This window comes from Methylobacterium sp. WL103, from assembly GCF_008039885.1.
Classification (GTDB): Bacteria; Pseudomonadota; Alphaproteobacteria; order Rhizobiales; family Beijerinckiaceae; genus Methylobacterium; species Methylobacterium cerastii.
This window is the reverse complement of sequence record NZ_VRUX01000553.1, coordinates 1-2,764: the sequence shown is the minus strand read 5'-3', so window position 1 is coordinate 2,764 and position 2,764 is coordinate 1. Positions and strand designations below refer to the sequence as shown.

General features: G+C 74.2%; 2 protein-coding genes and 1 pseudogene. 1 reads left to right on the top strand and 2 read right to left on the bottom strand.

The annotated features are described in order from the left end of the window. A partial coding sequence (locus FV222_RS22205; RefSeq protein ID WP_210248506.1) for an invasion associated locus B family protein occupies positions 1-554 on the top strand: 554 nt, incomplete at its 5' end. 15 nt (positions 555-569) lie between these two features. Here FV222_RS22205 and atzF read toward each other — a convergent pair. Both atzF and FV222_RS29950 read right to left on the bottom strand, forming a co-directional pair. Beyond that, positions 570-2,366 (bottom strand): allophanate hydrolase, encoded by a 1,797-nt coding sequence (gene atzF / locus FV222_RS22200; RefSeq protein ID WP_147761684.1) that lies wholly within the window; start codon positions 2,364-2,366, stop codon positions 570-572. 49 nt (positions 2,367-2,415) lie between these two features. Beyond that, positions 2,416-2,764 (bottom strand): annotated as a pseudogene (locus FV222_RS29950) (alpha/beta hydrolase); the annotation flags it as partial.

The window sequence follows — 2,764 nt, the reverse complement described above, 5'->3', positions numbered from 1 at the left end:
CCCTCGGGCCGTTCGCGATGCGCGGCGCAGTCTCCACCGACGACCCGCCCCGCGCCCAGTTCGCGGCGCCGGCCTATCGCGTCCACCCGCCCGAGGGTGCGCCGCTTCCCGGCAAGGCGCCGGGCGACACCCGCCGGATGATCCAGGCCTTCGCGACCTGGACCCTGATCTGCGATGAGAACCTGCGCCGCCATCGCCGGGTCTGCAACGCCTCGCAATCGATCGTGGACGGCGACGGGGCCTTCGCTTTCAGCTGGTCGCTCGCGGCCACCAGCGCGGGGGCGCCGGTCTTCGTGGTGCGCGCGCCGGTGGGCGCATGGTCGGCTCGCACCGTGGGGCTGGCGTTCGGCGCGGCCGAGGAGACCGTGATCCGCCTGGAGAGCTGCAACGCCAGCCTCTGCCTCGGCTTCCTGGCGGTGGACGAGGCTCTTCGCCGGGCGATCGCCGCGCGCGCCTCCGTCCGCGTACGCTATCGCCGGAGCGAGACCGCCGCCCCCGTCGCCATCGCGACCTCCCTCGACGGCCTCGCCGGCGCGATCGCCAGCCTCAAGTAGCGCGTTTCGCCCGGATCAACCGGCGGCGCGGGCCAGGAACCCGCGCCAGCCGCCGTAGCGCCCGATCTCCTCGGCACCGACGACGCCTTCGGCCTCGACCAAAAACCCCTTCGGGGCCGTGCCGTCGGAAAGGCGCAGGGTGCCGACGCCCAGCGGGCTCGGGATCGTCGAGACGAAGCGGCCAAAGGCCTCGGGCGGGAGCGCCCAGACCTCGGTCTCGATCGCCGTGCCCGTGCCGGCCGCCACCCGCAGCAGGCCCGGCCGATGCGGCGGGCCGCCGGGGAGCGCGTAGAAGCGGTAGTCCGGCGCCGTCGAGACGGCCCGCAGGAAGCGGGCGCCGAGGCCGGTCAGCTCGCCGTTGAGGGCCAGGCCCGACAGGTGCGCGCCGACCACCGCCAGCTCGATTGCGTCGCCCTGAGGCTTCTTCGGCGCGACCGCCTCCGGGACCGGCACGGCGCTCGCCCCGATCGGCACGCCGGACGCCGCGTGCAGGCGGGCGCCGATTGCCGCGATCAGCCCGTCGCAGCCGCGGGGCGCCAGCAGCGTCACCCCCGCGGGGAAGCCGTCCGCCCGGAAGCGGCCGGGCACGGCGAGCGCGCACCAGTCGAGCAGGTTGACGAAGTTGGTGTAGGTGCCGAGCTCGCTGTTCGGTCCGATCGGGTCGGCGGCGAGGTCGGCGACCGTCCTCGGACGCGGGAAGGTCGGCACGACGAGCACGTCGACCGCGTCCCAGACCGCGTCGGCCGCACGCCGCAGCTCGGCCAGGCGATAGAGCCCGCCGAAGGCGTCCGCCGCCGAGAAACCCTTCGCGTTCTCGATCACGGCCCGCGTCGTCGGATGCAGGATCTCGGGCCGCGTCTCGATCACGTCGCGGATCGCCTGGTAGCGCTCGGCCACCCAGGGGCCGGTGTAGAGCAGGCGCGCGGTCGAAAACATCGGCGCAAAGTCCACCGGGCGCGCTGCGCCGACGAGTGCTTCGAGGTCGGAAAGGCTCGCCGCGAAGGCCGCCTCCGACAGGGCGTCTCCGGCGAAATCCAGCCCCTGCGCATCCGGCACGCCGAGGCGCAGGCCGGGCGGGATCGCCGACGGCGCCGGCAGCGGCAGTCGCCGGGAATACGCGTCGGCGAGGTCGTAGCCGGCCATGATCCGGAAGGCGGCGTCGGCGTCGGCCACGGTGCCGGCGAAGACCGAGAGCGTGTCGAGCGTGCGGCAGGCCGGAACCATGCCGCGCGTCGAGACGCTGCCGAGCGACGGCTTCAGGCCGACGACGTTGTTCAGGGCCGCCGGCACCCGGCCCGAGCCCGCCGTGTCGGTGCCGAGCGCGAAGGCGACGAGGCCGCGGGCGACCGCCACCGCCGAGCCGCTGCTGGAGCCGCCCGGTACGTAGGCCGGATCGATCGCGTTGCGTGGCACCGGATAGGGTGTCCGTACCCCGACGAGGCCGGTGGCGAACTGGTCGAGGTTGGTCTTGCCGACGAGGATCGCGCCCGCCGCCAGAAGCTTTTCGACCGCGTGGGCGGTCTCGGTGGCGGTGTAGGCGAAGTCGGGGCACGCGGCCGTCGTCGCCATCCCAGCGACGTCGACGTTGTCCTTCACCGCGAACGGGATGCCCCAGAGCGGCTTGCTCGCCGGATCGAACGGGCCGAGCGCGGCCAAGGCCGCCGCGGCTTCGGGCTCCGGCACGAGGGCGAGGAAGATGCCGGGATCGTCGGTGTCCGCGATGCGGCGGTACACCTCCGCCAGGATCGCGCGCGGGTCCTCTCCGGCGGCGTAGGCCGCGTGCAGAGCGGGGATCGTCGGGAACGGGGGCATGGGGCGTCTCGTCGGGTCGATCTGATGGGAAGGGGCCTCGTGTCGGGGCCTACAATCCGGCGAGCCGCGCAGCCGTGCGGCTGATGACGCCCTCGGGGTCGATCAGCCCGTCGAGCACGGTGAAGTGGTTGGCGCCCGGCACCGGGATCAGCGGCCCGTCCAGCCCCGCGGCACGGCGGGCGGCGTGGTAGGCGTCCGATTGGCGGCGGAGTTCGAAGAGCTCGTCGGCGCCGTACACGACCGCGACGGGCGGCGTGCCCGGGCGCAGGTGGCGGATCGGCGAGAGCGTCTCGATCTCCTCGGTGGAGAGGGCGAGGGCGTCGTTCAGGGTCGTGCCGGCGATCGGCGCGAGGTCGAAGATGCCGCTGATCGCGAGGCCCGCGTCGGCCGCGTCGGCG

Bases quoted from the DNA above. Each gene is read 5' to 3' on its own strand.
- atzF (WP_147761684.1), bottom strand. From the start codon at position 2,366: ATGCCCCCGTTCCCGACGATCCCCGCTCTGCACGCGGCCTACGCCGCC.